We start from the raw sequence: 23663 nt of genomic DNA on the forward strand, positions 1-23663 counted from the left end.
CACCGTGCATCCCGTGAAGCATCGAATCTGCCAGGCGTCAGTTGAGGGCGAGCCACATGGCGCTGCCTGGCATCAGCGACAGGGGGTGGTGAGAGGCGTGTGTCGCCGTGACACCGGCGATCTCGAGGGTGGTCCAAGTGGTGATGTCTGGCGCCAGTTGACTCGGGTCGATCACGCTCGGCGTATCGCCTGTCCCGAGGTGTGCCAGACACAGCAGGCGTTGGGCTCCATGCTGACGCACGCTGGCGAAGACGTCGCCCGGGAGGCGCTCGGGTGCAATCAGGGTCTGATCGCCCTCGCGCAGCACCTGGCTGGTGCCGCGATAGCGCAGCAGGCGACGCGCTCGCGACAGGAAGCTGTCATCACGGCGTTCCTGCTGCGCCACCGACAATGGCAACTGGCGTGGGGAGACCGGTAACCAGGGCGTGGCCTCAACGCCGGACTTCGACGCACAGCGGCTGAATCCACCGTTCAGGCTGTCATCCCAGACCATCGGCGTGCGACAGCCATCGCGGCCCTTGATCTCGGGCCACAGGTTGATGCCGAAGGGGTCCTGTAGGTCCTCGAAGGCCAGCTCCGCTTCGGGAAGCCCCAGTTCTTCTCCCTGATAGAGGCACAGGCTGCCACGCAGCGAACACAACACCGTCAGGGCGAGCAGGGCGCGCGATTCTCCCCAGCTGGTCGCACTGCGTTCCACGTCATGATTGGACAGGGCCCAGCAAGGCCAGGTGTCTTCGCCTTGCTCGGCAAAGCGCGTCAGCACGTCGTAAAGCGCGCGGGCATCGCCATCACTGTTGAGCAGGTCAAAGGTGTAGGCCATGTGCAGGCGGCGTTGGCCGGCGGTATAGGCAGCCATGATCGGGAGAGGGTCATTGCCGGCGATCTCGCCGACACTGGTGGTGCCCGGGTACTCATCGAGCATGTCGCGGATGCGCTCCAGATACGCCAGATTCTCCGGTTGCTCGATATTGTGCTGCATTCGCTGATAGCTCTGCGGGTTGCCCGGGTTGACGCCTTCGCGTGGCATCGCCGGGTTGTCGGTCAAGGCGCGGTCATGGAAGTAGTAATTGACGACGTCGAAGCGGAAGCCGTCCACCCCCAGATCCAGCCAGAAGCGCAGGTTGTCCAGCTGCGCCTGGCGCACCTCGGGATGATGGAAATTCAGATCCGGCTGACTGGCCAGGAAGTTGTGCAGATAGTACTGGCGGCGCTTGGCATCGAAGGTCCAGGCGCGGCCACTGAAGGCTGCCATCCAGTTGTTGGGCGGGTTGCCATCTGGGAGCGGGTCGGCCCAGACATACCAGTCGGCCTTGGCGTTGTGGCGGTCCTGACGGCTTTGCTGGAACCAGACATGTTGATCGGAGCTGTGAGACAGCACCTGGTCGATGATCATGCGCAACCCCAGCTGGTGGGCTTGCGAGACCAGGTGCTTGAAATCCTCCAGGTGGCCGAACATCGGGTCGACATCCCGATAGTCCGCGACGTCATAGCCGAAATCCTTCATCGGCGAGGTGAAGAAAGGGGATAGCCAGATGGCATCCACGCCGAGACTGGCCACATGGGGCAGGCGCTCGATGATGCCGGCCAGGTCGCCGATGCCGTCGCCGTTGGCATCCATGAAACTGCGGGGGTAGATCTGATAGATCGTGGCACCACGCCACCAGTCGAGGCGTGCGTGAGGGTCGAGTTGAGACAGGGTCATCATGACCTCCTTGTGAGTCGCGTGATCGGCAAGCGGGAGATTCAGTGCGCCTCGCCAACACAGCGCGCGATGGCAACGCCGTGGGGCGGCAGCGTCAGGCGACCTGCCTGCCAGTGACCATTGATCATGCCGGGGGCATCCTCGAGGGCTTCCGCTCGCCAGGCGGTCTCCAGAGTCAGGGCCTGAGTAGAGAAGTTGAGCGCGACCAGCAACGACTCGCCGTCTGAGAGACGCGTGAAGCAGATGACTTCCTCATGCAGCGAGTGGAAGTGGATCTCCCCTCGGCTGAGAGCGGGGTGACGGCGGCGGAAGGCGAGCAGCTCCCGGCTGGCATTCAACAGCGATGCCGGGTCGTGTTCCTGATGGTCGACGGCCAAGGCATGGTGGAAGTCGGGAACCGGCAACCAGGGAGACACGCGAGAGAAGCCCGCATGTGACTCACCGGCCTGCCACGGCATGGGCGTCCGGCAGCCGTCGCGTCCCTTGTAGCGTGGCCAGAAGGTGATGCCGGCGGGGTCCACCAGCTGGTCATGGCGTAGCTGGGCTTCGCTCAGTCCCAGCTCTTCGCCCTGATACAGGCAGACGCTGCCGCGCTGGGTCAGCAGGAAGGCGAGATAGAGGCGCAGGCGCGCCGGCGAGGCTTCGGCGTCCCAGCGCGTTGCCAGACGTGTGACATCGTGGTTTCCCAGCGCCCAGCACGGCCAGCCGTCCCCGATCTGTGCTTCCATCGTCTTCAGGGTCGCCAGGAGGTGGTCGGGTGAGGCGTTCTCGGTCAACAGATCGAAGGAGTAGGCCATGTGCAGCCGCTGGTCGCCCCGGGTGTACTCGGCCATGACACGCAAGGAGTCATCGTCGCCGACCTCGCCAACGCTGGTGGTGCCGGGGTATTCATCGAGCAGACTCCGCAGCCGTTCGAGAACGGCGAGGTTCTCGGGTTGGGTCTTGTCGTGAAGATGTTGTTGATAGCCGTAGGGGTTGTCCGGGCGCACGCCAATGAAGCCCTCAGCGATCTCGCGCCGCGGCGGGTTATCCTTTAGCTCACCATGTGTACAGAAGTTGATGGCATCCAGGCGGAAACCATCCACCCCCCGCTCCAGCCAGAATCGCACTTCTTCAAGAATGGCCGTCACGACATCGGGGTGATGGAAGTTGAGGTCCGGCTGCTCGATCAGGAAGTTGTGCAGGTAGTACTGGCAGCGGCGAGTATCCCATTGCCACGCGGAGCCCCCGAAGATCGATTGCCAGTTGGTGGGCGGTGCGCCATCGGGTCTGGGGTCTGCCCAGACATACCAGTCGGCGCGCGGGTTATCGCGGCTCTGGCGGCTTTCCTCGAACCACGGGTGGGCGTCGGAGGTGTGTGAGAGCACCTGATCGATGATGACTTTCAGGCCGCGCGCATGCGCTGCCTCGACCAGACGGTCGAAGTCCTCCAGGGTGCCGAACATCGGGTCGACATCGCGATAGTCGCTGATGTCATAGCCGAAATCCTTCATGGGCGAGGTGAAGAAGGGAGATAGCCAGATCGCATCGACATTCAGCGAGGCGATGTAATCCAGGCGCTCGAGGATGCCCGGCAGATCACCGATGCCATCGCCATTGCTGTCCTGAAAGCTGCGCGGGTAGATCTGATAGATGACGGCACCGCGCCACCAATCGTGGGCCGACACCTGGGTGTCTCGAATCGTGGACATGCGAGTCTCCTGGGCGGGAGCCATGGCTCCCGCCCGTGCGGTCCTTGCGGAGAATGAAGCGGTTGGCCTGAGGCGCCGTGAGTAGGTGCTGGATACTCAGTCCTGGCTGCCAGGTCCTCGAGGAAAAGCCCTGCAGAACAGGCCCTGAATGTCAGGCTGCCTGGCGTTGCTGGGTCAGGCTCAGCGCGCGATCCTGGCTGTCGAAGAGATGCACGTGCTCCAGGTCCGGCACCAGCGCGACGCGTTGGCCGATCTTCCACTGACTTGGGGCTTCACTGCGGTGGATCAGCAGGCTGTCGCCGTCTTTCGGATCCAGATAGACATAGACTTCGTTGCCCAGGTACTCGACGTTGACGATCTCGAAGGCGTTGTCGCCACGGGCCTCTTCCAGGCAGAGGTGTTCGGGGCGAATCCCCAGCGTCAGGCGGCTGCCGGTGCGTTCGTCGCCGGCATCGCGAGGCAGATCCAGTTCGCCGATCCCGGGCGTCGTGATGCGACAGCCATTGCCCTCGCTTCGCAGTAGCTCTGCCGGCAGGAAGTTCATGGTCGGGGAGCCGATGAAGCCGGCCACGAAGCGGGTCGCCGGCGCCTGATAGAGCGTCTGGGGGCTGCCGACCTGCTCGATACGCCCATCACGCAGTACCACGATCTTGTCGGCCAGCGTCATGGCTTCGACCTGGTCGTGGGTGACGTAGACCATGGTGGAGCCCAGGCGATGGTGCAGGCGGGCGATCTCGTTGCGCATCTGGACGCGCAGCGAGGCATCCAGATTGGAGAGCGGCTCGTCGAACAACAGGATCTTGGGCTCACGCGCCATGGCGCGCCCCATGGCGACGCGCTGGCGCTGGCCACCGGAAAGCTCCTTGGGCTTGCGATTCAGCAACTCCTCGAGCTGGAGGATGCGCGCCGTTTCCATCACGCGCTGCTCGACGTTGTCCTTGTCGGCCTTGGCAAGCTTGAGGCCGAAGGCCATGTTCTCGTACACCGTCATGTGCGGGTAGAGCGCATAGGACTGGAAGACCATGCCGACGCCGCGCTCACGCGGGGGGAGGTCATTGACCAGATCGCCGGCGATATGCATCTCACCTTCGGTGATCGATTCCAGCCCGGCGATCAGGCGCAGCAAGGTCGACTTGCCACAGCCTGACGGCCCGACGAAGACCACGAATTCTCCGCTGCCGATCTTCAGGTCCAGGTCCTTGATGATGTGCGTGCTGCCGAAGGTCTTGTTGATCTTGGAGAGGGTTACGCTTGTCATCTTGCGACTCCCAGCCGGTGCTCGGCACCGGCTTTCGAAAGAAGGTTAGTCGAGTGCCAGGAAGGCAGCCTGATAGGCCGGCAGTGCCAGGCGCGCTGCCTGGGGCTGAGCCTCGTCCAGTTCGGCAGTGAAGCCCGTGCCCTCGAGAAGGCGCGCGCCGCCTGCGTAGGCTTGCGGCAGTGCGGTGGTCCGTTCGGTGCCGGTCAGGTTGAAGAGACACAGCATGCGCTGGCCATCGTGCTCGCGCTGAAACCCCAGCAGCTCGTCACCCACGTCCACCAGTTCAATGTTCCCCTCGCGCAGGACCGGGTGTTGGCGGCGGAAATTCAGCAGGGTGCGTGTGGCATGCAATACCGAGTTGGCGTCGTCTTCCTGATTGGCCACGGCCAGCGGCAGGTGGCGTTCATCGACCGGCAGCCAGGGCTCGACATTCGAGAAGTCCCCCCGGGCCGTCTGACGCCAGGGCATGGGAGTCCGGCAACCGTCGCGGCCCTTGAATTCCGGCCACAGCACCTTGCCGTAGGGGTCCTGGATGCGCTCGAAGGGCACCTCGGCTTCCGGCAGGCCCAGCTCCTCACCCTGGTAGAGGCAGACGCTGCCGCGCAGTGACAACACCATGGCCAGGGCGACCTTGGGGTAGGCCACCGGGTCTTCGTCGGCACCCCAGCGTGTGGCGCTGCGCACGACGTCGTGGTTCGACAGGGCCCAGCATGGCCAGGCATCACCGGCCAGGCGCTGGAAGCGCTCGATGACTTCTCGCAGATAGCCTGCGGCGTGCGGGGCATTGAGCAAATCAAACCCGTAGGCCATGTGCAGCTTGTCGCCCCCGGCGGTGTACTCCGCCATGCGCTCCAGCGGCTTGTCATCACCGATTTCGCCCACTGTGGTGGTGCCGGGGTATTCATCCATCAGGGCGCGCAGGTCTTTCAGGAAGTCGAGGTTTTCCGGGCGGCTCAGGTCATAGACGTGGCGCTGCCAGGTATAGGGGTTGGAATCCGGGGCGCCCAGTGTCTTGGCTTCGCCCGCCGGCACCGGGGGATTGTCGCGCAGGGCCTGATCGTGGAAGTAGAAGTTGACGGTATCCAGGCGGAAGCCATCGACGCCCAGGTCCAGCCAGAAGCGCATGTTGTCTAGCTGAGCCTGACGGGCCTCCGGGTGATGGAAGTTTACGTCGGGCTGGCTGGTCAGGAAGTTATGCAGGTAATACTGCTGGCGGCGTGAATCGAAGGTCCAGGCCGAGCCGCCGAAGATCGACAGCCAGTTGTTGGGCGGCGTGCCGTCGGGCTTGGGGTCTGCCCACACGAACCAGTCGGCCTTGTCATTCGTACGGTCCTGGCGGCTTTGCTGGAACCAGGGATGTTGATCGGAGGTGTGGCTGATCACCTGGTCGATCATGACCTTGAGATTGAGCGAGTGAGCGCGCTCCAGCAGCACCTTGAAGTCCTCCAGGGTGCCGAACATCGGGTCGACATCACGGTAATCGCTGATGTCATACCCGAAGTCGAGCATCGGAGAGGTGAAGAAGGGCGACAGCCAGATGCCATCCACGCCCAGGGAGGCCACGTAATCGAGTCTGGCGGTGATGCCCGGCAGATCCCCGATCCCGTCGCCGTTGCTGTCCAGGAAGCTGCGCGGGTAGATCTGGTAGATGACGCCACCTCGCCACCAGCTGGAGGAGGTCTGCATTTGGGCTTCGAGCAATGACATGAAAATTATCCTTTGACGGCGCCGGCGGTCAGGCCGGATACGATGCGGCGCTGGAAGATCATCACCAGGATGACCAGCGGTATGGTGACGGTGACGGAGGCGGCCATGATGGGGCCCCAGGGGAGCTCATGCTGGCTGCCGCCGGAGATCAGGGCGATGGCGACCGGCACGGTGCGTTCGCTGTCGGTCAGCGTGAAGGTCAAGGCGAACAGGAACTCGTTCCAGGCCGCGATGAAGGCGAGCAACCCGGTGGTGGCCATGGCCGGCCACATCAGGGGCAGGAAGACCTTGGTGATGGTCTCCCACGGCGTGGCGCCGTCCATGATCGCGGCCTCTTCCAGTTCCATGGGCAGCTGACGCATGAAGGTCGTCAGCACCCAGACGGTGAAGGGCAGCGTGAAGATGGTGTAACTGAGAATCAGGCCACCGGGGTTGTTGTAGAGATTCAGGCTGCGAATCACCTCGAACAGCCCGGACAGCACCGCGACCTGAGGGAACATCGAGACCCCGAGGATGATCAGCATCACGGTGGAGCGGCCGCGAAAGCGCACGCGTCCCAGTGCATAGGAGGCGGTGATGCCCAGCAGCAGCGCGATCAACACGACGCTCAAGGCGATCAGGATCGAGTTGCCGATCGCCTGCAGGAAACTCTTCTGCGCAAAGATCTGGGCGTAGTTGCTGAAGTCCAGTGAGGTCAGCCAGTAGTTGACCTCGAACAGCTCACTGGACGGTTTCAGCGAGGTGATGACCGCGTAATAGAAGGGGAACACGGCGTAGACGATGATGATGGCGATCAAGGCCCATTTGCCGACCAGCTTGGCGAGTCGGGTCATCTGGTAGCGATTCATCGGATGCTGATTCATTTATCCACTCCCAGTTGGCGGCGGCCAAGGTAGAGGTAGACCACGACGGCCAGCGCGATGATCAGGAACAGCATCGTGGAGGCGGCACTGCCGTAGCCCACGTCCTGGAACTCCACCAGTTGCTGGCGGGCGTAGATCGACATGGTCATGGTGCTGGACGAGTTGGAGGTCAGCACATAGATGACGTCGAAGACGCGCAGTGCATCGAGAAGACGGAAGATCACGGCGACCAGCAGGGCCGGGGTGATCAATGGCAGGGTGACACGGAAGAACACCTTCACCGGGTGGATGCCATCGACCTCGGCGGCTTCATAGCAATCCTTGGGCAGCATCTGCAGCGCGGCGAGTACCAGCAGTGCCACGAACGGGATGGTCTTCCACACATCGACCATGATCACGGCCCACATCGAAAGATCGGCATCCGCCGTCCAGGCCAGTGGCGCATCGATCAGCCCCAGCCCCATCAACAGATGGTTGATGATTCCGAACTGGTCATTGAGCATCCAGGCCCACATCTTGGCGGAGACGATGGTCGGGATGGCCCAGGGGATGAGCACCGCGGCGCGGACCAGCATGCGCCCCTTGAATTCGGCGTTGAGCAGCAGGGCCACGATGATGCCGAAGACGACTTCCAGCGACACCGAGATGACGCTGAAATAGACGGTGTTCCAGACGGAATTCCACCACACCGGGTCAGCCAGCAGGCCGTACCAGACGCCGTCGTCCTTCACGAGATAGTTTTCAAAGCCGATGAAGGCGGCGCCGGTCGTGTCCGAGAGCGAGGCATCGGTCAAGCTGAGGTAGAAGGTTCTCAGCAGTGGCCAGCCGGCCACCAGGGCCAGCGCGACCAGCATCGGCGCGAGATAGGTCCAGGCCGCACGTACCCGCTGGCGTCTGACCTTGGTGCCGCGTTTGCGGGTCCGGGCCGAGGGCGTATCCGTCGGCACTGACTCATTGAGCGTGGTTGTCATGCGAAACCTCCCGGGTTACCAGCGACGACGTTTGATGCGAGCCAGCTCGCCCTTCAGCTGAGCCACGGCCTGGGCGCCGCTCTGCTCGCCGCTCAGCACACTGTGGGTCGCATTGAAGAAGGCGTTGCTGACCTGGCCGTAGTTGTCACCGGTGACGGCAGACGGACGTGCCACGGCATTGGTGAAGGTGTCGTAGAGCGTGCCGAAGAAGGGCACGGCGGTGAGCACCTCTTCATCCTGATACAGCGCCGTGAGGGTCGGGTTGTAGGCGGCCTGGATGGCCCGGCGTTTCTGCTCGGACTCACCGGTGAGGAAGGCCACCAGCTGTGAGGCGAGCTCGGGGTTCTCGCTGTACTTCGAGACCGCCAGGTTCCAGCCGCCCAGCGCCGCTGCGCTTTCTCCCTCGGCGCCGTGAGGCAGCTTGACCACCCCGACCTTGCCAGCCACCTTGCTGTCATCGCTCTGGGTCAGCGACCAGGCGTAGGGCCAGTTGCGCATGAAGACGGCGTTGCCGGACTGGAAGATGCCGCGGGCTTCTTCCTCGGAATAATTGAGCGCCCCCTGCGGGGTGATCTCGCCGATCCAGCTGGCGGCCAGGTCGAGAGCGGAGGCCGTATTGGGGTTGTCGACGGTGATCTCGCCATCGGCATCGACAATGGCGCCACCGTCGTTGCTGGCGACCCATTCCAGCGCATTGCAGGTCAGGCCCTCATAGGCACGCCCCTGGAAGACGTAACCCCACATCTTCTCGCTGCCGGCCTCGCGTTCCTTGGCCTGGATCTGCGTGGCAGTCTCTGTCAGCTCCTGCCATGTCTCGGGAGGTGCGAACCCGTATTTCTCCAGCAGGTCCTTGCGGTAGTAGAGCACCCCGGCATCCGTGAACCAGGGCATGGCCACCAGGCGGCCATCGACCGTGTTGTTGTCGATGATGGTCTTGAAGTGGCCCTGCGCTGCCTTTTCGCCGAGCGTCTGGTGCAGATCAAGCAGGTGATTGCCGAGCAGGCCCGGCCAGACCACATCGATCTGCAAGACGTCGATGTCACCGGACTGCGCTGACAGAATCTGCTGGTAGAGCGAGAGGCGTTCCGTCGAGGAATTGGGCGTGGAGACGATATCGACCTCATGGCCGGTCTTGTCTTCCCAGGCAGCGACGCCCTGTTCACAGAGTTCCAGTTCGGCCCCGACCGCACCGCAGGAGATGGTCAGGTCCGCGCCCATGGCAGGGGCGGTGGTGGCTGCTCCCAGCAGGGCGAAGCTTGAGGCGATTAGCGTCTTGCGTTGCATGGTGGATCCTCGTCACTTGTTGTTGTTTGACCCGCATCGGACGTCTGGGTGGGGGAGAGTCACAACGTCGTCTGATGGTGGTTTCTTAATCGATTAAGGCGTAGTCACAGTCAAGCGATTGGCGTCGATATCCGCAACCTGAACTTTGGTCTTGCTGTCACCGATATGTCGCCAGAAATGGGAGTTTTACGCGGTGATCGCTCCCCTTTGGTCGAATTTCGACATAAGTCGTGTGTCTGGAGCGCCGGATTGCCACTAGGGTCTTAAACGATTAAGTGAATGTGGCCACCCCTCCAACGCCAACGCCAATGATTCGGGCGCCACTTCGCTGATCATCGCCAAGCGAGTGATTCGTCAACAACAACAAAGGCTCTCTTCAACATGACAACTCCCCCTCAGCACCCGCTCAAGACCCCACTCGTCATGGCCGTTGCCATAGCGGTCATGAGCACCAGTGGACTCGCCAATGCCGACGGGACAGGCGATATCGAGGCGCGGCTCGCAGAGCTGGAACAGCGTATCGATGACGCCGAACAACGGGCCAGAGCGGCTGAGCGTCGCGCCGCCGAGGCAGAGCGCGCGATGGCCGTTCAGCGCCAGTCGAATGAGGCTGATCAACCCGCGCGCGTGACCGCGCAGACCGAGGACCTCGAAGAGCGTCTGGCGGCCGTCGAGCGCCAGGCCAGTGGCGAAGAAGGTTTCTCCTTCAATGCCTATGCCCGCTCTGGGCTATTGATCGGCGAAGGAGGCAAGAGCATCGAAGGCGGCCCCTATCTCACGCCGGCGGGCTCGGTGGGCGGGGCGGTCGGGCGGCTGGGGAACGAGCCCGACACCTACGTCGAGTCGGTATTCAACTACAAGACCCGCTACGACAACGGGACGAAGGCGCTTTACCGCACCATGATTGCCGACGGAGTAGAGACCAGTAACGACTGGACCTCGGACGAGTCCAGTCTGAACGTACGACAGGTCTTCGTGGAGTTGAGCGATCTGCCGAGCTTTACCGGCGCCTTCGAGAATTCCTCCATCTGGGCGGGCAAGCGCTTCGATCGGGACAACTTCGATATCCACTGGCTAGACAGCGATTTCATCTTCCTCGCCGGGACCGGCGCAGGTATCTACGACGTCCAGCTTGCCGATGACTGGAAAGCCAACTTCTCGGTCTACGGGCGCAGTTACAGTGAATACCCGACAGAGGACTCCGATACTGGCGGTAATACCGACAACCTGACGTTCACCATGAACAACTATGTCGGCCACTGGCAGTGGATGGTCAGTGCCCTGTCGGCGGCAGACAATGAAGAGCGCGCCATGGACACGGGGGCCGAAGCGGCCGATTCCGGCTTCCACACCATGCTGGCCTACCATGGCGACAGCTTCTTTGGCCTCGCCGATGGCAGCTTCAAGGCCGCCGTGCTGCATGGCCGCGGGCTCGGCGCGGAGACCAAGGTCATCGGGGCTGACGGGAACCTGACGGATGACGCCACCTCTACTCGCCTGGGGCTTTACGGCACGACCTATCTCGCACCCAAGTGGCGCTTCGCACCAGCCGTTCTGGCAGAGGTGAGCAAAGATCGCTACGACGACGGAGATGAGTATTCCTGGGCGACCTTCAATGCGCGTCTGGCCAATGAGCTGACGACGAATTTCGAGATGCAGTACGAGCTGAGCTATCAATGGATGGACCTGGACCCAGGCTCGACAGGCACTGCCGTGGAAGGCGGGTATCGCAAGTTCACCATTGCACCGACCTTCAAGCCTGAAGTCGGTGGCTTCTGGAAGCGTCCGGAAATTCGCCTGTTCGCGTCCTGGAGTGACTGGGATGAGGAGCTCAATGATTACTCCGAAGACGATGCCCTCGGGAGTGCAGGCTTCACGGGAGGCGAATGGGCCTTCGGTGTCCAGAGCGAGGTATGGTTCTAGGAGCAGGATGCCAAGCTGATCATCGTCTGCCAGTGTTTCGATCTTGCCCGCGGTTAGCCGCGGGTTTTTTGTAACGCCATCGCTGGATGGTTGAGACGCTGACCGAAAACTGACGAGCGAGATCTTGTTCGTAATGCTGGAAGGAGCTGCTTAGGAAGTCGGCATGAATTTTCGGTGTCGTTGTCTCTTGATTGTGCAGCTTGATACCCATGATGCCTTTTCTGTATGAATTGCTTGTTGGGTATACGAGAGGCCAATAAAGGATAGGTTCATTGTAAGAATCGATCATCCGGCACCTTATAGTGAGTTGTTGATAGGTTATGCTGAATATTTCCTCCTTATATATTTAATGGCAGTTTTCATATTGATTTTTGAAGGCAGGGGAATGACAGTATGTCACGGAAAGATGAAGGGAACTTTCTGTCGATGATGTTGTATTGAGTCGGCTGGCTCGCGCTATATTTTATGTAAAGTCAGTGGTCGCGCCACCAATGAGGTGAAGCGGTAGGGCTGTTGTTGAGCCCTAATATCTGTGCTAGCTTATATTCGTGGCCTGCCATGAGGCTCAATCACAGCATGTGACTGGTCATTGGTTGATTTTTATTTGTCGCATTATCTGTTTGATTTAGGAGACTGCCATGAATAGTGATATCGCCGAAGGTAAGTGGAAGCAACTCAAAGGTAAGGTCCGCGAAGGTTGGGGAGAGCTTACAGATGAAGATGTCGACGAAATTGCGGGTCGCAAGGAGCACTTTGTCGGAAAGGTTCAAGAGCGTTATGGCATGAACAAAGAAGACGCTGAAAAGGAATGGAATAAACTGTCCGATTCGTAAAGCTTTTTTAATATATATTCCATGTTACCGATGCTTGCGCTTTGCAGGCATCGGTTTTTTGTGTCTGAGCTCCAGCAACAAGAGCAGCACGCATGGTATACAGGGTTTTAGAACATTCTCTCGAGAATACTTGGGATGGCTATTCGATAGCCGAGGCGCTGTCGAGAATGGTCATTCCGTTTCTCGACGCACCTTGCGTAGCTCAGTATTACTGACATTCTTGGAGACTGCCCCTTGGAGAAGTACTGGCGTGTCAAGCCATTGATATTCTCCTTGGTCCCTCGCCAGGTGGGGCTATAGAGGGCATAGCAATACATTTACTGTCAAAGCCCTTTGCACATCTTCGTGATTGGCGACCTCCGAGTCGTATCCAGGGTCATCGTCTGGGTGTGCCACGACGAGGCTCCAGCAACCGATGCATCGGCTGTTGCGTCAGTTCTACTGTGGTCCTGAGCCGTCGTGCTGCCAGAGATAGTCGCCAGGGTCGTGTTATCGAAAGGCGGCTATTGAATCCCTGGTGGCACACGTCAAAGCCAACGTGATATGGCTGTATTCTTCATCATACGCCTGCTGCATGCTTGCGTGATCCGCGGTATGGTCGGCCAATGATTATCCAATGTGGGGTGGAATGCCTTGATGAGATGTTGAGCATTGAGCCCCGTTAGGGAGTGAGCATGAAGAAGTCCGAGGACATATCCTCATCCAAGCGTGTCACCATCACTGAAGTTGCCAAGGAGGCCAACGTCTCGATTGCGGCGGTCTCTCGGGCAATGAATCCTGAAGGCAGCAGCTCCCCCGAGATGCGTAGCCGGATCCTGGCGGTAGCCGAGCGAATGGGGTACAAGCCGAATCGTCTGGCACGAGGCATCAAGTCGCAATCCAGCCTGATCGGGATTCTCGTGACCAATTTCGAGAACCCTGTCTACCTGGCGATTCTCAGCGAATTTTCTGCTGCGATTCAGCGGCATAACTGCCACACCTTATTGATCAACGTGAATACCGAGAAAAGCATCTCGGAGGCTGTCTCGTTGGTGATGGAATATCATGTCGATGCCTTGATCGTCACTTCTGCATCGGTGCCGCCGGAGTTGGTCGAGGCCTGTGCGAAGCAGAATACGCCTGTGGCCATATTCGGGCGTGATGGAGAAGACTCCGGCGCCTGTGTGGTGACCTGTGACGATGTCGAGATGGGGCGCATGGCAGCAGATCATCTCATTGATCTCGGTTATCGTCGGCTGGCCTATGTGGGGGCGTCGACCAAGGAGCAGGCCACGCTGGATAGAAAGCGTGGCTTCATCGAGCGGCTGGAGCAGCGCGGGCTGACCTTGCATGGCGTGGGGGAAGGACATCGCCACAGCTACGATGCGGGTTATGAAGCCACCTGTGAGTTGTTCGCAGAGGCGGAGGTCATTCCTGATAGCATCTTCTACTTTGACGATATCATGGCATGTGGCGGCATGGACGCCATACGTCATGAGTTCTCGCACCGCATACCACAGGATATCGGTATCGTCGGGGTGGATGACATTCGCTTTGCCTCAAGCAAATCCTATGATCTGACGACGATCTGCCAGCCATTCACGGAAATGGTCAACAAGACGGTGTCGTTGTTGTTCGCGCGCATCAAGCAAGGTGGCATGGCGCCCAGTCGGGTCATCATGCCGTGTCAGATCACGCAACGCGGGTCGACTCGTCACGTCAACTGACACGCGCACTGCAGAACGCTTGATAGTTTTCTCGTGAAATCTTCTCTGGTGGCGGAGCAGCACTCTCTTGGTAGTCCGCCTGGAATACTGGCGATTCGTTGGCACATCGGTGGATTTTCGTTCTTTCTCGTCCCTTGGTCTAAATGGCTTTGAAAACATTTTCAAAGCCGGTTTGGCTGCGCTAGGCTGCTTGATATGCAGCGTACCAAAGCCAAGGAAAAGCCCCTGTGGTACGCGATAGAACAATAACGCCATCCACGCCTGAAGCCGAGACGCCCAATGACTCAGCAGACACCGCCCTCACTCGACCACCGTTCAAGCTCACAGCAGACAGCGGAACACCAGTCGAGCACTTTGGCCCCCAAAGTGCTGCGCATGGGGATGATCGGGGGAGGCGTTCAGTCTTTCATCGGTCAGGTCCATCGTGCGGCGGCGCAGATGGATGGACGGTATCGTGTCGTCGCCGGTGCGCTGTCATCGAATCCCGAGCGTGCTCGCCAGCAGGCGGAACAACTCAACATCGCACGTGGTTATGGCGATGGTGAATCACTGCTACGCGAGGAAGCTGCCCGCGAAGATGGTGCTGAGGTGATCGCCATTCTCACGCCCAACGATAGTCACTTCGTCCTGGCCAAGCTGGCTCTGGAGCTGGGCTTTCATGTCGTCTGTGAAAAGCCGCTGGTCAATGATCCGGCTCAGGCTCGCGAGCTTGAAGCGATTGCCGAGCGGGCAGGGCTGCGCTTCTGCATGGCCTATGGCTATACCGGTTATCCCATGGTGCGTCAGGCACGCGCCATGATCGAGAATGGCGAGCTCGGTGAAATCCGTCAGCTGCAGTGTGACTACGTTCAGGGGCACCTGGCCTGCCTGACGGATGCGGAAAAGGCAGGCCACGACTGGCATATGGACCCCGCCATCGCGGGGGAGTCGATGATACTCAATGATATCGCGACCCACGCCTTTCATATGCTCGAGTATGTTTCCGGGCTTGAGACCAGTGAATTGAGTGCCGATGTCACGGCCAGCGTGGCCGGACGCGAAGCGCACGATAATGCCAACGTAATGTTGCGCTATGGCAATGGTGCCCGCGGCCTGATGTGGATTACCCAGGCGGCTGCCGGCGCCGAGCATGGCCTGAGCTTCCGTATCTTCGGCAGTCTCGGGGGGCTCGAATGGCATCAGGAAACCCCCAATCAGCTCCTGTTCCGCCGTCTTGATGGCGCTCCTGTGCTGCTCTCCAAAGGGGCAGCAGGACTTCATGAAGCCTCCACGCGTATCTCTCGTGTGGCCTTTGGACACCCCGAAGGTTATCGCGAAGCCTTTTCTTCCCTGTATAGCGATCTCCATGAGGACATCACTGCCTGCCAGCAGGGGACTGAGCCGCACCCATTGGCCTGCTGGTATCCCGACCTGCGCAGTGGGGTGCGTGGTGTCGAGTTCGCCGCCACCGCGCTCGACTCCAGTCGACGCAACGGCGATTGGGTGTCTCTCCCCTCACGGCGGACAGTCAATTGACGCGCTGATTCGGCTGTTGAATTGAGATAGCCAACGCCACTTCATTCAGGAATGACGCAATGACGGGCCGCCCTCGAGGTAGCCGGTGCGGATTCTGCTACGCCATTGTTCGGTCAATTACGTTGTAAGGAGTACGGGATGAACAGGAAAGGGGTCGACGATCTGCGCAGTAATCGCTGGTTCAAGCAGGATGACCTGCGCTCTTTCGGGCATCGCTCTCGCGTCAAGCAGATGGGTTACTGGGGAGAGGAGTTCGTCGGCAAGCCGGTGATCGCCATCATCAATACCTGGAACGACCTCAATACCTGCCATTCTCACTTTCCTGAGCGGGTCAAGGATATCAAGCGTGGTATCACGGCAGCGGGGGGCTTTGCTGTCGAACTGCCTGCCATGTCATTGGGTGAGCAATTGATGAAACCCAGCGCCATGATGTATCGCAACATGCTGGCCATGGAAGTCGAGGAATTGCTGCGCAGCTACCCCGTGGATGGCGCCGTGGTCATGGGCGGGTGTGACAAGACCACGCCGGGCGTGCTCATGGGCGCGATCTCCATGAATCTGCCGACCATCTATGTCCCCGCTGGTGCCATGCTGCGCGGCAATTACCGTGGTCAGGTGTTGGGGAGCGGTACGGATGTCTGGAAGTACTGGGATGAGCGACGTATCGGCAACGTCAGTCAGAGTGACTGGAACGAGATCGAGAATGGGATTGCCCGCTCTCCGGGCACTTGCATGACCATGGGCACGGCGGCAACGCTGATGTCGATCGGTGAATCGCTGGGCATGAGCCTGCCGGGGGCCTCAAGCATCCCCGCGGTGGACGCCAATCACAACCGTATGTGCTACGCCAGCGGCAAGCGAGCGGTGGAAATGGTCTGGGAAGATCTCAAGCCGACCGATGTCATGAGCGAGGCCTCCTTTGATAACGCGATTGCTGTCGACATGGCGATCGGTGGCTCGACCAACGCCATCATCCACATCGTGGCCATGGCACGTCGTCTCGGAATCACGCTGCCGATGGAGCGCTTCAACGAGATATCGCGTCGTGTGCCGCTGGTGCTGAACCTCAAGCCTTCCGGCGAATATCTGATGGAAGACTTCTTCTATGCCGGAGGGCTTCCGGCATTGATGACGAACATCGGCAGTGAGCTGAAGCTCTCCGCCATGACCGTGACCGGCCGCACCCTGGGCGACAACATCGAGGGCGCCAAGGTCTGGCGCCCGGAAGTCATTCTCCCGCTGGACACGCCGGTCAATGCCTCGGGCGGGACTGCCGTACTGACCGGCAGCCTGGCGCCGAAGGGGGCCATCATCAAGCCGACCGCGGCGGACCCTCGTCTGCATGTCCATCAAGGGCCTGCCTATGTGTTCGAGAATATCGCCGACCTCAAGGCGCATATCGATGATGAAGACCTCCCGGTCACGGCTGACAGCATCATCGTGCTCAAGAATGGCGGACCGGTGGGCGGCCCCGGCATGCCGGAGTGGGGCATGATGCCGATTCCGGCCAAGCTGCTGAAACAGGGCGTGCGCGACATGCTGCGTATCTCCGACTCGCGCATGAGTGGCACCAGCTACGGGAGCTGCATTCTGCATGTGGCGCCTGAAGCCGCCGTCGGCGGACCGTTGGCCATCGTCAAGACCGGCGACATCATCGCCGTGGATGTCCCCAATCGGCGGCTGGACCTGATGGTCGATGAGGAGGAGATCCAACGTCGACTGGCAGATTGGCAGCCGCCCAAGGACCGGCACCCTCATGGCTATGCCTCTCTCTACAAATCGCATGTCACCCAGGCAGATGAAGGCTGTGACTTCGACTTTGCCAATGGTGCACCTGGCAGTACCCCTGAGCCCGATATCTATTGAGCGCCGCTGCCTGAAGCAGGGAGATAAGGTCGAGGGTATCGGGGGCAGAGAGATAGAAGGTGTAAGCCCGCAGGGGTATCCACGCATGTGCCATAGCCATCGTCGACGGGAGTCCAGGAAATGGCGGAAATCGAACTGTTGATAGAGAGCCGGGCGGAATTGGGTGAATCCCCGGTCTGGGATGCCAGTCGCAACAGCCTGTTATGGGCGGACCTTTATGCCCCGGCGATCGAGCGCTACTGCCTGAGTGATGGCAAGCGAGAGCGTCGCGTGCTGCCAGAGACCTTGGGTGCCTTCGGGCGCTGTGCCGATGGGCGTTTGATCGTTGCCATGCGTTCGGGTATCCATCTGCTCGATTTCGAGTCGGGTGCACTGGAGTTCCTGGCCTGCCCACCCGGTGAGCCGTTGGCTGGCACGCGCTTCAATGACGGCAAGGTCGCACCGAATGGACAGTTCGTGATCGGCACCATGGATGAAGCGAGCCGCTCCCGGCCGTTGGGGCATTTCTACTCGGTCACGCCTGAGCGCGAGACGCATTGTCTGCATTCAGGCCTCATTGTCGCCAATGGACTGGCCTGGAGTGCTGATGGACGGCGCATGCATTTTGCGGATACGCGGCGCGACACGATCCATGTCGCGGACTACTGCCCGGAAAATGGTGTCATGGGAACGCCGCGAGTGTTTGCCGAGACCCAGCCTGCACTGCACGGTCGCCCCGACGGTGGGGCGATGGATATGGCGGGAGGCTACTGGAGTGCAGGTGTCTTTGGCGGAGTCCTCAATTATTGGGATGCCCAGGGACGTCTGGCGCGCCAGGTCCGCCTGCCATGCCCCGGCCCGACCATGCCGTGCTTTGGCGGGGCCGATATGACAACGCTGTTCGTGACCACCTTGCGCAAGGGCATGAGCCCTGAGGCACTGGCCGCAGCCCCCTTGTCTGGCAGTGTCTTCGCGCTGGAGGTCGAGGTGCCGGGTGTCCCCATCGCCACCTTTGCCTCTCGCTCTCCAGCATCACCCGACGTGCTGAATGGAGAACGCTCACCCTCCCTGGACACGACCCGTGAACCTCACGCGTGACTGACCTTGTGACTGCTCTTGTGCCCCGTCCCTTGTGACCTCCACCGTTGATGAATTCCAGAGGGAGACCCCATGCGCCTCAATCGCCTCAAGCAACGCATTGCCCAAAAAGAGGGCGTCGTGAATGGCTGGCTCTCCATGCCGTGTGCCTTCTCGGCAGAGATCATGGCCCATCAGGGCTGGGACAGCCTGACCATCGACATGCAGCACGGGGTGATCGATTACAGCGATCTGCTGCCGATGCTGACGGCCATCTCCACCACTGACACCGTCCCGCTTGTCCGAGTGCCAAGCCTGGAGCCGGGGTTGATCATGAAGGTGCTGGATGCGGGGGCCTATGGCGTGATCGCGCCTTTGATCAACACGGCCGATGACGCCAGGGCACTGGTGGCCGCCTGTCGTTATCCCCCGCTGGGGATGCGCAGCTTTGGCCCTCATCGCGCCATGCTGTATGGCGGAGCGGATTATGCGAAGCATGCCAATGACGAGATGCTGGTGCTGGGCATGATCGAGACCCGCGAAGGCGTGGCGAACCTGGAAGAGATTCTGGCCGTCGAGGGGCTGGATGGCATCTATATCGGCCCTGCGGATCTGGCGTTGTCACACGGGCACACACCTGGGTTCGATCACGGTGATGGCCCCATGGATATCTTGATCGACGAGATTGTCGCACGGGCTCGGCAGCACGGCAGCGTCATCGGTATTCACAACGGCAGTGCCGCGCATGCGCGACGGATGTTGGCGCGTGGCTGTGATCTGGTCACGGTCGGAGCCGATACACGTCTGTTGATGGCAGGGGCACAGGCAGTACTGAAGGACATGGAGCGCAGCGCGAATCATTGTGAAGGCTATTGAATGCACCTGGCCGTGGCAGTCGTTCGCCTGAGCCAGCGATACGCTATCAGAGGAGAGGCAAAATGAATCAGTTCGCACGTTATCCCAGCCTGGAAGGCCGGCATGTCTTCATCAGTGGCGGCGCCAGCGGCATCGGCGCGACCTTGGTAGAGCATTTCTGTGAGCAGCAGGCGCGAGTGAGTTTCATCGATATCGATGATGCCTCAGGCGAGGCCCTGGCGGCGCGTCTGACCGATCAGGGAGGAGAGGTGCATTACCGACATTGCGATGTGACTGACATCCAGCAGCTGCGCACGGTCATCGAGGCTGCAGCAGATGAGTGGGGGCCGATAGGGGCCCTGGTCAACAATGCCGCGCGTGATACCCGGGTACCGCTCACGGAGCTGGATGTCGAGACATGGGATGACCTTCAGGCCACCAATCTTCGCCATGTGGTGTTTGCTTGTCAGGCAGTCTTTGCCGGGATGCAGGCGGCGGGCGGCGGGTCGATCATCAATTTCAGCTCGCCCAGCTTCCTGCGTCGCTCGCGGGACATCTCGGCCTATTCGAGCGCGAAGGCGGCCACCATCGGTCTGACGCGCACCTTGTCGCGTGACATGGGAGATGCGGGGATTCGCGTCAATACCGTGCTGCCGGGGTGGATCATTACCGAGCGTCAGAAGGCGCTGTGGTGGAATCCCGAGCTGGAGAAGCAGGTATTGGAAAATCAGAGCCTGCACCAGCGGGTACAGCCCGAGGATGTGGCTCGGATGGTGTTGTTCCTGGCAGCGGATGACAGTCGCATGATGACGGCCCAGACCTATATCGTGGATGGTGGCCTCGTCTAGCCATGCTGAAGTGGTCATGGCGTTTTCGCAGAGCGTTTTGGGAGGCTGCGTTTTGCATGCATCACTCCCCATGAAGCGCTTTTCGTGCCAGCGCCACTGGCAACGAGATGGCGGCTTTCGCCGGAGTGGTATCGAGTGCTCCTTGGGATGATCAATAGGATAAGGGTGATCGAAGCGACAGTTTTATAGGCTGCTTCAATCATGCCAAGACATCCTTATTGAACTTTGATCCAAGGAAAGCACTTTTTTTGAAAATGAAGGTGAAAACGTTTTCAGGCGCTGCTAGTGTCTTTTCAAACGGCGAAGAATTCAGCGCTGACCATCATTTTCCTACGTCATCATCACTGAGCTTCAGGTGCGGATTTTTCGACCTGAATGCACACAATAAAACAACGCCATATGCTCGTCGGGAGAGAGGAATGAAAACGATAAAATTGACCGTCTCCGAAGCCATCGCCAGATACCTGGCTGCGCAGAAGATTGAACTCGATGGCAGTGTCGAGACCTTGTTCGGTTGCGGGTTCGCCATCTTTGGCCACGGTAACGTGACCTGTCTGGGGCAGCAGCTGCACAACATCCAGGACACGATCCCGATCTGGCGCGGCCAGAATGAGCAGTCCATGGCGGTTGCCGCCGTTGCCTACGCCAAGGCCAACAAGCGCCAGCGCATCGGGATCGCCAGCACCTCCATCGGGCCGGGTGCCACCAACATGATCACGGCTGCGGGTATCGCGCACACCAACCGCCTTCCGTTGCTGATGTTCGCCGGCGATGCCCATGTCTCACGCCTGCCAGACCCGGTGCTGCAGCAGGTCGAGCATGCCCATCAACCAGGCCTGAGCGTCAATGATGCCTTCAAGCCCGTCACTCGCTATTGGGATCGCATCACTCATCCCGCACAGATCATGCAGTCCTTGCCGACAGCGATCGCGACGCTGACGGACCCCGCCAATTGCGGGCCGGTCATGATTTCATTGCCACAGGATATCCAGGGCGTTGCCTATGACTATCCAGAGGCACTCTTCGAAGAATGCATCCATCATATTCGTCGTCCGGAAGCCGATACGCGTGCTGTACAGGATGCCATTTCCCTGCTGGAAAAGGCGGAGAAGCCGCTGATCATCGCTGGCGGTGGCGTTCATTATTCCGAAGCCAATCAGTTGCTGGCCGACTTTGCACAACGTCGTAATATTCCGGTGGTCGAGACGATTGCGGGCCGTTCTTCGCTGCTGCAATCCCACCCCTGCAATATCGGCCCGATTGGTGTGACTGGCTCGAATTCCGCCAATGCCATGGCGGCACAATGTGATGTGCTGGTGGCCATTGGCACACGCCTGCAGGACTTCACCACCGGATCCTGGTCGGTGTTTCGTAATCCAGCGCTGAAGATCGTGTCAGTCAACGTGGCGCATATGGATGCCATCAAGCATCGCGCCATGGCGGTCATCGGCGATGCTCGCCACACGCTGGAGCGTCTTGATTCCGGGTTGGGTGAATGGCAAGCCGATCAGCGCTGGCTGGAAAAGGGCCAGGCTGAGGTCGCCGAGTGGAAATCCCTTTGCGCCAACCGTGGCGAGATCACGCCCGGCGAGATGGCGTCCTACGCCCAGGTCATTGCCAGCGTCAATGCGGTGCAGGAACCCGGCGATACCGTGCTGACGGCCGCCGGTGGCTTGCCGGCAGAGCTCAACATGAACTGGCAGAGCAAGCAGCTCGGCAAGTTCGATATCGAGTTCGGCTTCTCCTGCATGGGATATGAAGTGGCGGGCGGCTGGGGCGCCAAGATCGCCAATCCCGACAACGAGGTCGTGGTCCTGGTCGGCGATGGCTCCTACATGATGATGAATTCCGACATCTACAGCTCGGTGCTGACGGGCCACAAGATGATCGTGCTGGTGTGTGACAACGCCGGGTTTGCGGTCATCAACAAGCTGCAGAACAACAGTGGCAATCCGTCCTTCAACAACATGCTGGCCGATTGTCGCAGCCAGGCCGATGAGCTGGTACGCGTCGACTTCCTCAAGCATGCCCAGTCGCAAGGTGCCTATGGTGAGCACCTGAGTGACATCAGTGATTTCCGGGCCGCCTACCAGCGCGCCAAGGAGAGCCCGCGGACCTACGTCATCGTGGTGGATATCGATTCCAGCAAGTGGTCTTCCTGTGACTGCTGGTGGGATGTGGGGCTACCCGAAGTCGTCCGCGAGGACGTGGATGAAGCGCAGGTCACCGCCATGAATGCCGGCCGTGTCCATCAGCGTCGCGGGCTCTGATTCTGCGTGAGGCCTGGCGCACACCGCAACGGGCCTCATGAACACGCTTGGAATGACAACGCCAATTACCAGCACCCATGCATTTGCAGGAGAACCCTGATGTTCAATGAAGAACACAATATCGCACCGCTGCGCTGGGCCATGGTCGGTGGTGGCCGTGGCAGTGAAATCGGCCACGCCCATCGTGCTGCTGCCCATCGTGACAACTTGTTCCAGCTGGTCGCCGGTGCCTTCGATCTCGACGCTGAACGCGGGCGTGAATTCGGCACCAACCTGGGACTCGATCCAGAGCGTTGCTACCCGGATTACGCCAGCCTGTTCGAGGCCGAAGCTGCTCGCGAGGACGGCATTCAGGCGGTCAGCATCGCCACGCCCAACAGCACCCACCATGCCATCAGCCTGGCAGCGCTCAAGGCCGGTCTGCATGTGATCTGCGAAAAGCCGGTGACCTTCACGGTTGCCGAGGCCGAGGAGCTCAAGGCCGAAGCACAGGCGCGCGGTCTGGTCTTCGGTGTCATGTATGGCTATAGCGGCTATCAGATGCTGCACCAGGCCCGTGCCATGGTGCAGTCGGGTGAGCTGGGGCAGATCCGCATGGTCAACATGCAATTCGCTCATGGCTTCCATAGCCAGCCGGTCGAACAGGTCAGCAGCGGCGCCAAGTGGCGTACCAGTCCTGCTGTTTCCGGGCCGACTTATGTGCTGGGGGATCTCGGGACGCACATCTTCTATGCCGGCCAGTTCATCACCGGACTCAAGGTCGAACGCCTGATGTGCCACCGCCAGAGTTTCGTGGCCTCGCGTGCGCCGCTGGAAGACAACGCCCAGGTGTTGCTCCAGTACCAGAACGGTGCGGTGGGGTCGCTGTGGGCCAGCGCCGTGAACGCGGGTTCCATGCACCAGCAGAAGATTCGCGTGGTGGGAGAGAAGGCCAGTATCGAGTGGTGGGATGAGTATCCCAACCAGTTGCGTCTGGAAGTGCAGGGCGAGCCGGCCCGCATTCTCGAGCGTGGCATGGGCTATCTCGCCGAAGGCGACAGCGCCGTGAACAGCAACCGCATCGGCGGTGGCCACGCGGAAGGCTTCTTCGAATCCTGGGCCAATGTCTATCACCGCTATGCACTCGCCATGCAGGGCGCCGAAGCGCGCCGTGATGGCAGAAGTACTCAGCATCTCGGTCTGTCAGAGCAGGAGTTGGAGTCGCTCTGGTTCCCCAATATCGACGCCGGTATCGAAGGTGTGCGGTTGCTGGAGTGCTGTGTGGAATCGTCTGACAACGAGAATCGCTGGGTCGCGTTCTGACCTGACTGCCGGC

17 protein-coding genes are annotated in these 23663 nt (G+C 60.4%); 10 read left to right on the plus strand and 7 right to left on the minus strand.

The window, feature by feature from the left end:
- Positions 1–37 precede the first annotated feature (37 nt).
- From QD280_RS02370 to QD280_RS02400, 7 genes are all read right to left on the minus strand, one after another.
- Complete coding sequence (locus QD280_RS02370; protein WP_279838190.1) at positions 38–1705, minus strand: alpha-amylase family glycosyl hydrolase; 1668 nt, start codon at positions 1703–1705, stop codon at positions 38–40.
- A gap of 38 nt (positions 1706–1743) precedes the next feature.
- Entirely contained in the window at positions 1744–3393 is a 1650-nt protein-coding gene (locus QD280_RS02375) for an alpha-amylase family glycosyl hydrolase (RefSeq protein WP_279838191.1), read from the minus strand.
- A gap of 151 nt (positions 3394–3544) precedes the next feature.
- On the minus strand, positions 3545–4651 hold the full coding sequence (gene ugpC, locus QD280_RS02380) for a sn-glycerol-3-phosphate ABC transporter ATP-binding protein UgpC (protein WP_248379032.1): 1107 nt from the start codon (positions 4649–4651) through the stop codon (positions 3545–3547).
- A 45-nt stretch (positions 4652–4696) separates the two neighbouring features.
- Positions 4697–6337, minus strand: a complete 1641-nt coding sequence (locus tag QD280_RS02385; RefSeq protein ID WP_279838389.1) for an alpha glucosidase — start codon at positions 6335–6337, stop codon at positions 4697–4699.
- Between the two features lie 26 nt (positions 6338–6363).
- Positions 6364–7206 (minus strand): carbohydrate ABC transporter permease, encoded by an 843-nt coding sequence (locus QD280_RS02390; RefSeq protein WP_043334057.1) that lies wholly within the window; start codon positions 7204–7206, stop codon positions 6364–6366.
- 11 nt (positions 7207–7217) lie between these two features.
- Complete coding sequence (locus tag QD280_RS02395; protein WP_043334056.1) at positions 7218–8192, minus strand: sugar ABC transporter permease; 975 nt, start codon at positions 8190–8192, stop codon at positions 7218–7220.
- A 15-nt stretch (positions 8193–8207) separates the two neighbouring features.
- The gene (locus tag QD280_RS02400) at positions 8208–9476 is read right to left on the minus strand and encodes an ABC transporter substrate-binding protein (protein WP_248379031.1); all 1269 of its coding nucleotides are present in this window, start codon (positions 9474–9476) and stop codon (positions 8208–8210) included.
- Positions 9477–9857: 381 nt separating this feature from the next.
- Between QD280_RS02400 and QD280_RS02405 the strand changes: the two genes are divergently transcribed.
- The 10 genes from QD280_RS02405 to QD280_RS02450 all read left to right on the plus strand — a co-directional run bounded on the left by QD280_RS02405 (position 9858) and on the right by QD280_RS02450 (position 23650).
- Positions 9858–11399: a carbohydrate porin gene (locus QD280_RS02405; RefSeq protein WP_225996396.1), complete on the plus strand. Its 1542-nt coding sequence runs from the start codon at positions 9858–9860 to the stop codon at positions 11397–11399.
- Between the two features lie 638 nt (positions 11400–12037).
- Entirely contained in the window at positions 12038–12232 is a 195-nt protein-coding gene (locus tag QD280_RS02410; RefSeq protein WP_043334054.1) for a CsbD family protein, read from the plus strand.
- 674 nt (positions 12233–12906) lie between these two features.
- A complete protein-coding gene (locus tag QD280_RS02415) occupies positions 12907–13938 on the plus strand; it encodes a LacI family DNA-binding transcriptional regulator (protein ID WP_054555839.1) in 1032 nt (343 codons plus the stop codon).
- Between the two features lie 279 nt (positions 13939–14217).
- A complete protein-coding gene (locus QD280_RS02420; protein WP_279838192.1) occupies positions 14218–15453 on the plus strand; it encodes a Gfo/Idh/MocA family oxidoreductase in 1236 nt (411 codons plus the stop codon).
- A gap of 138 nt (positions 15454–15591) precedes the next feature.
- Positions 15592–17319, plus strand: a complete 1728-nt coding sequence (gene araD, locus QD280_RS02425; protein WP_279838193.1) for an L-arabinonate dehydratase — start codon at positions 15592–15594, stop codon at positions 17317–17319.
- Between the two features lie 120 nt (positions 17320–17439).
- Positions 17440–18396 (plus strand): SMP-30/gluconolactonase/LRE family protein, encoded by a 957-nt coding sequence (locus tag QD280_RS02430; RefSeq protein WP_279838194.1) that lies wholly within the window; start codon positions 17440–17442, stop codon positions 18394–18396.
- Between the two features lie 72 nt (positions 18397–18468).
- The gene (locus QD280_RS02435) at positions 18469–19251 is read left to right on the plus strand and encodes an aldolase/citrate lyase family protein (protein ID WP_107335096.1); all 783 of its coding nucleotides are present in this window, start codon (positions 18469–18471) and stop codon (positions 19249–19251) included.
- 62 nt (positions 19252–19313) lie between these two features.
- Entirely contained in the window at positions 19314–20078 is a 765-nt protein-coding gene (locus tag QD280_RS02440; protein WP_192837993.1) for an SDR family oxidoreductase, read from the plus strand.
- A 419-nt stretch (positions 20079–20497) separates the two neighbouring features.
- Positions 20498–22348, plus strand: a complete 1851-nt coding sequence (gene iolD, locus QD280_RS02445; protein ID WP_131431787.1) for a 3D-(3,5/4)-trihydroxycyclohexane-1,2-dione acylhydrolase (decyclizing) — start codon at positions 20498–20500, stop codon at positions 22346–22348.
- 99 nt (positions 22349–22447) lie between these two features.
- The gene (locus tag QD280_RS02450) at positions 22448–23650 is read left to right on the plus strand and encodes a Gfo/Idh/MocA family oxidoreductase (protein WP_054555846.1); all 1203 of its coding nucleotides are present in this window, start codon (positions 22448–22450) and stop codon (positions 23648–23650) included.
- Positions 23651–23663: the final 13 nt, after the last annotated feature.

Source organism: Cobetia sp. 1AS1 (assembly GCF_029846435.1).
Lineage (GTDB): Bacteria > Pseudomonadota > Gammaproteobacteria > Pseudomonadales > Halomonadaceae > Cobetia > Cobetia amphilecti.

Coding starts and splice junctions, on each gene's coding strand:
- QD280_RS02370 (WP_279838190.1), bottom strand. CDS start 1,705: ATGATGACCCTGTCTCAACTCGACCCTCACGCACGCCTCGACTGGTGG.
- QD280_RS02375 (WP_279838191.1), bottom strand. CDS start 3,393: ATGTCCACGATTCGAGACACCCAGGTGTCGGCCCACGATTGGTGGCGC.
- ugpC (WP_248379032.1), bottom strand. CDS start 4,651: ATGACAAGCGTAACCCTCTCCAAGATCAACAAGACCTTCGGCAGCACG.
- QD280_RS02385 (WP_279838389.1), bottom strand. CDS start 6,337: ATGCAGACCTCCTCCAGCTGGTGGCGAGGTGGCGTCATCTACCAGATC.
- QD280_RS02390 (WP_043334057.1), bottom strand. CDS start 7,206: ATGAATCGCTACCAGATGACCCGACTCGCCAAGCTGGTCGGCAAATGG.
- QD280_RS02395 (WP_043334056.1), bottom strand. CDS start 8,192: ATGACAACCACGCTCAATGAGTCAGTGCCGACGGATACGCCCTCGGCC.
- QD280_RS02400 (WP_248379031.1), bottom strand. CDS start 9,476: ATGCAACGCAAGACGCTAATCGCCTCAAGCTTCGCCCTGCTGGGAGCA.
- QD280_RS02405 (WP_225996396.1), top strand. CDS start 9,858: ATGACAACTCCCCCTCAGCACCCGCTCAAGACCCCACTCGTCATGGCC.
- QD280_RS02410 (WP_043334054.1), top strand. CDS start 12,038: ATGAATAGTGATATCGCCGAAGGTAAGTGGAAGCAACTCAAAGGTAAG.
- QD280_RS02415 (WP_054555839.1), top strand. CDS start 12,907: ATGAAGAAGTCCGAGGACATATCCTCATCCAAGCGTGTCACCATCACT.
- QD280_RS02420 (WP_279838192.1), top strand. CDS start 14,218: ATGACTCAGCAGACACCGCCCTCACTCGACCACCGTTCAAGCTCACAG.
- araD (WP_279838193.1), top strand. CDS start 15,592: ATGAACAGGAAAGGGGTCGACGATCTGCGCAGTAATCGCTGGTTCAAG.
- QD280_RS02430 (WP_279838194.1), top strand. CDS start 17,440: ATGGCGGAAATCGAACTGTTGATAGAGAGCCGGGCGGAATTGGGTGAA.
- QD280_RS02435 (WP_107335096.1), top strand. CDS start 18,469: ATGCGCCTCAATCGCCTCAAGCAACGCATTGCCCAAAAAGAGGGCGTC.
- QD280_RS02440 (WP_192837993.1), top strand. CDS start 19,314: ATGAATCAGTTCGCACGTTATCCCAGCCTGGAAGGCCGGCATGTCTTC.
- iolD (WP_131431787.1), top strand. CDS start 20,498: ATGAAAACGATAAAATTGACCGTCTCCGAAGCCATCGCCAGATACCTG.
- QD280_RS02450 (WP_054555846.1), top strand. CDS start 22,448: ATGTTCAATGAAGAACACAATATCGCACCGCTGCGCTGGGCCATGGTC.